Below are 4,788 nucleotides of genomic sequence, written 5' to 3'. Positions count from 1 at the left end.
CAGTCGTGATAAAGGCTAGCCCGGATATTTCATAAACATGCTCCCGCTCTCACTTGCCCATTACCGCTCTAAGGGAGTTTTACTCAGTCGACCGTACTCCCCGGTACGGCACTCCTTCGCAAAATCCTTTCGAGCGACAAATGCCTGCGCGAGATTCGGGGCAGTTTATGAAATATCCGGGTTAGTCAGAGAATATGTTCCAGGCCATAAACCAGTTCAGCCTTGTCATGGATGTATTCACTGGCCATCAGGATACCTGGCATATAGCTGGTACGCTCGATGGAGTCATGACGGATTGTCATGTACTGACCCTTGTCACCGAGAATGACTTCCTGAGAGGCTACAAAGCCGGGCATGCGAACAGCATGAAGCTTGATTCCCTGGTAATCCCCCCCTCGTGAACCGTCAATGTTGGCAACCTGATCATTAGTACCAACGTTGAATTTTTTACGCTCTTCACTCATCAGTTCAGCGGTTTTCACTGCAGTGCCTGAAGGGAAGTCGACTTTTTGTTCGTGGTGGTACTCAATGATTTCAGCGTATTCGTAATAACGAGCAGCCTGTTTGGCAAACTGCTGCATCAGCACGTTACCCACAATAAAGTTAGGAGCAATAAAGCAACCCTTGCCGGTTTCCTTGATCCAGCCCCGGATGGTTTCCAGGTCTTCCGGCGTAAAGCCGGTTGTGCCGACTACGGCGGATGCGCCGGAGAACAAAGTGTTCTTCACGGTTTCCATGCGGATTTCCGGACGGGTGAAGTCAACCACAATATCGGCGGAGCTGTTTTTGACTTCTGCAGCCAGATCGTCACCCAAATCTATGGAGGTGGCCAGTTCCAGACGGCTGTGATTTTGGACAAACTCAACCACTGTTTGTCCCATCTTGCCTTTGGCTCCGTTCACAGCGACTCTCAAAACTGACATGGTATGCTCCGTGATTATTTGTCTGGTTCTATGGAAATGCCGCCCAACGGGCCTTCTAATGAATGAGTATACCCATCGCCTTTCAAGTTGCTACGTTGTTGTCAGCGCTCGCTCACCCCAATCACCTACTACTCGAAGGCTCACGGGGATTCGCTCTCTTGTCGCCTAGTAGCACCTTGAAGTCCAATGGGTATAGCAGGGTAAAGGAGGCATGAGAGTTGAATGGGGACACTGTAACGGATCAGAATGACTTAATCGACTCTGGCAGTCATTCAATATTGTCCGCGAGGCACTTTTCTTGTCATGGCATTGAGCATTTTATAGGCGAATCCACTAACCCTGGCATTCAGTTCCAAGGTCAGGGTATAGCTCTGACAGCTGGTCTATGCGCTCTTTCAGGTCTTTCACATCCTTGTCTTCGTCTTGCCACTGATGTTCCAGACAAGCTGAGTAAACCTGTTGCGCTGCAGAGAGCATACTGTCTGCCAGATCATCGAGCGGATATAGATCAACAGCTTTTAAAACAGCGATATCCCTTTCTATAAAATAAAGACTGCACATAGATGCATTTCGTTTTTCAACAGTGACTAAGAACGGACCATCCATGAAATACAGGTCTTCTTTTTTGGAAGCACCTGTTTTGAGATCAATGATTGCACGAAGCCACCAACCCATAATTGTAACAATAAAGTCGTCCCAGTTTTTTCCGGGAAACTGATAGCCTGCAAGGTCAAATAAAATGATACCTATAACCGCTTTACTTATACTCCCATACACCTTATAGGAATCTGGATTTGTATAAATTAAAATTCTGCTCATATTAATTTCTCATTTTCGGGTACGCTGACTTGATGACCTTGGTTGCTTTATCGATCCATATATCAATGCCATTACCGTGCACAAGAATCCGATTCTCTTGAGTTTCAATACGTTTGCCATACCGGTATGCCTGTCGAACCGTTTTTTCAATCTCATCTCGCGACATATATTCAGGAAAAAGGCTTTTATTAGAGTCTTTCATGATTCTAGCCCCACCTCTCTGGTGACCAGACACAATATGATCCATGTCGATTTCAATTTTGCGCCATGACGGCAGGTTGATGGGTTTGAGTTTAGCAACCGCATCAGCCACTTTCTTCCCAGTCTTGAGCTTACCTCCTGGCCCCGCCATGGCCAAATAGGCATCACCCACAGTATGGGCAAAATCATCCAACCCTGCCTGGGGAAAACCCAGCCTCGGGCAGTCATCAGCACGACAGTGTCCCGCTACCGGCTGGATGCTGTCCAGCTCTGCCTGCATGGTTTCTATACGAGTTCTGAGACCATTTTTTGCCTGAAGGTAAGCTTCATGTTCCTCACCCAGAGCTGCCTTTTCATCTTTCAGTTCTGAGCTCTGTTGTAAAAGATGATTTAACCGACTCTGGCAGTCATTCAATATTGTCCGCGAGGCACTTTTCTTGTCACGGCATTAAGCGTTCTATAGACAACCCCACTAACCCTGGCATTCTGTTCCAAGGTCAGGGTATAGCTCTGACAGTTGGTCTATGCGCTTTTCTAAAAGATCAACATCATCACTTTTCCACTGATGATCCAGACAAGCAGAGTAAACCTGTTGCGCTGCAGAGAGCAGACTGTCTGCCAAGTCAGGAAGCGGATACAAATCGATCGTTTTTAAAACATCAGTATACCCTTCTATAAAGCGAAGACGGCACATGGAATTATTCAGATTTTTCACCGTGACTGAATATGCACCATCCATATATAACAGTTCTTCTTCCTCAGAAGCGCCTTTTTTAAGTCTGATTAATACGCCAAGCCACCAACCTAACACTATAACAATACAATCATCCCATTCTTTTTCGGGAAATTGGTAGTCCGTAAGGTCAAATGAAATGATTCCTGTAATCATTTTACTTATACCTTCAGATCTCATATAAGAGTTTGGTTCTGTATAAATTGAGATTCTGCTCATTTTAGCCCCCGTTTACGTGGGTACGCTGACGTAATTGCCTTGGTTGTTTTATCGATCCAGATATCAATGCCATTACCATGCACAAGAATCCGATTCTCTTGAGTTTTGAAACGTTTACCGTACCGGTATGCCTGTCGAACCGTTTTTTCAATCTCATCTCGCGACATATATTCAGGAAAAATACTTCTATTAGAGTCTTTCATGATTCTAGCCCCACCTCTCTGGTGGTAACTATTCAGTACCCCCTGCTGGAAATGGGTGGTGCTGAAATGCTTACCGCACAAGGGGTAGAAAAAGCTGTCTGATCGTTTAGCTTTCTGAAAAAGGAGTTTTTGACGAAAAATGCACCTAAAAAGCTGACTTTCCACACCATATTGCCGCAACAACCCACGAGATAAACGAAAGTACAGCATATTTGTACCTCTGAAACTCAAGTGTGGCATGGCTTATAACCAAAACCTTTTATCCCTGCAAAATCATCAGGGGTGCTGAATAGTTACCAGCAATTAAGGAGTTTTCTTCAAACTACAGTAAACTTGCAAAAGTTGCCAAAAACTTCTCTCGACTTGGATATGCATCTATGGCTTTGGATGTAGCAGGTGGAGTCTCTAATATACATAAAGCTTGCTCAACAAATTCAAACGAAGAAATGTGTTCCCGAGCAAAGATTGTTGAGCCCATGAAAGTGAGCGGAAGTATTGCGGGCGGGATGCTAGGCGGTACTGCGGCAAGTTATGTTACATGCAGCTTGGTCTTTGGTTTGCCGAGTGGTGGGAGTAGTTTTTTATGGTGTGCAGTAGCTGCGGGTGCTGCGGGTGGTTATGCGGGTTCAAAAGTTGGAGGTAAGGCTACAGAAAACTTCGGCAATTTTGTTTATGAAGTATCAAACTAATGAACATTGAATTATTTCAAGCAGCCACTGCTAGTATTGGGTTATTATCCTTTATAATTGCACTCATTAATTCAATTGTGTTTTATCGAAAGTACTATAAAAAACTCGCCGAAAAAATCGATGGTGCCGATTACGATTATGGCTTTCTGTTCTCAGCAAATAGGTTTATGGTATGGGGGCAATATTGTCTTTTCCCAAAATTAAAAAACAATATTGAAAGTGAAATCATATTAAACAATACAACACAAAATCAAAGACACATGTTAAAGCTTCACTATATTATGGTTTTCATTGGTTGCATTTCGTTTATTGTTTCAGCAGTACTTGCCAGCTAAATACACCTAACAAGCCCATCCATGCGACCGCCTACGGCGGCGCATGATGGGGGCGTGTGTGCCGAGCATGGCACTTAACTAGAGAGGTGAAAGTCCTCTTACCAGGTATTCGCAGAGCCGAAGGTTAGCGAAAGGGCAAGGGCGTTGTCGCGAGGCAGGGTCTGGAGGAAGCCCAACGTAAAACTGCGGGGCGACGAACAGAAACCCAATATGAGGTGTGACGTATTCGGGGCAGTGGGCACGTGACCATTAAGCCCTCCATCTGCAATCGGAATACGTTTTATAAATTGGGCGTTTACGCAGTGAAAGTTAAGTGTCTTACCTCGGGAGGTCTGTACTGTGTTGAAGGAACAACTGACACAGGAGCAATCCTGTGTGACCGCAGTACAGAAGTCAGCAGAAGGCATAGTACTGAAATCTCAGGAAGGCCTGAACGGTTGAAACTGGGAATCGCTCTATTGGAGAGTTTGTATGGCATCTGTAGATCGAAAGATCGCTAAGGTGAAACATTCACTGGCTTTAGGGTAGAACTGAACAGTGTTAGCAAAATTTCATGATGCCTTTCTCAACATAGAATTGTCTGAGTAGGCATCCGAAGGATAGAGGGTCATAGGGTTCTAATTTCCTGCTTGGTAGTAAAGTACACGTCATTCATGGCCTGTTGAA

Annotated in this window: 7 protein-coding genes; 2 read left to right on the top strand and 5 right to left on the bottom strand. The window is 44.9% G+C overall.

What is annotated here, in order from left to right:
- Window positions 1–185 precede the first annotated feature (185 nt).
- From dapB to ACR2PX_RS20980, 5 genes are all read right to left on the bottom strand, one after another.
- The gene (gene dapB / locus ACR2PX_RS21000) at window positions 186–923 is read right to left on the bottom strand and encodes a 4-hydroxy-tetrahydrodipicolinate reductase (protein ID WP_434001314.1); all 738 of its coding nucleotides are present in this window, start codon (window positions 921–923) and stop codon (window positions 186–188) included.
- Window positions 924–1,256: 333 nt separating this feature from the next.
- Window positions 1,257–1,742 (bottom strand): hypothetical protein, encoded by a 486-nt coding sequence (locus ACR2PX_RS20995; protein ID WP_434001313.1) that lies wholly within the window; start codon window positions 1,740–1,742, stop codon window positions 1,257–1,259.
- Between the two features lies 1 nt (window position 1,743).
- Window positions 1,744–2,358, bottom strand: coding sequence for a hypothetical protein (locus ACR2PX_RS20990; protein WP_434001312.1), 615 nt, complete (start codon window positions 2,356–2,358; stop codon window positions 1,744–1,746).
- A 57-nt stretch (window positions 2,359–2,415) separates the two neighbouring features.
- Window positions 2,416–2,832, bottom strand: coding sequence for a hypothetical protein (locus ACR2PX_RS20985; RefSeq protein WP_434001311.1), 417 nt, complete (start codon window positions 2,830–2,832; stop codon window positions 2,416–2,418).
- A gap of 59 nt (window positions 2,833–2,891) precedes the next feature.
- Complete coding sequence (locus tag ACR2PX_RS20980; RefSeq protein WP_434001310.1) at window positions 2,892–3,098, bottom strand: hypothetical protein; 207 nt, start codon at window positions 3,096–3,098, stop codon at window positions 2,892–2,894.
- A 377-nt stretch (window positions 3,099–3,475) separates the two neighbouring features.
- Between ACR2PX_RS20980 and ACR2PX_RS20975 the strand changes: the two genes are divergently transcribed.
- Both ACR2PX_RS20975 and ACR2PX_RS20970 read left to right on the top strand, forming a co-directional pair.
- A complete protein-coding gene (locus tag ACR2PX_RS20975) occupies window positions 3,476–3,787 on the top strand; it encodes a hypothetical protein (protein ID WP_434001309.1) in 312 nt (103 codons plus the stop codon).
- A complete protein-coding gene (locus ACR2PX_RS20970; protein ID WP_434001308.1) occupies window positions 3,787–4,122 on the top strand; it encodes a hypothetical protein in 336 nt (111 codons plus the stop codon). Before ACR2PX_RS20975 ends, ACR2PX_RS20970 begins: the two co-directional genes overlap by 1 nt.
- Window positions 4,123–4,788 lie beyond the last annotated feature (666 nt).

The organism is Endozoicomonas sp., assembly GCF_051008435.1.
GTDB lineage: Bacteria > Pseudomonadota > Gammaproteobacteria > Pseudomonadales > Endozoicomonadaceae > Endozoicomonas_A.
This window is presented reverse-complemented; position numbering and strand designations above follow the sequence as displayed.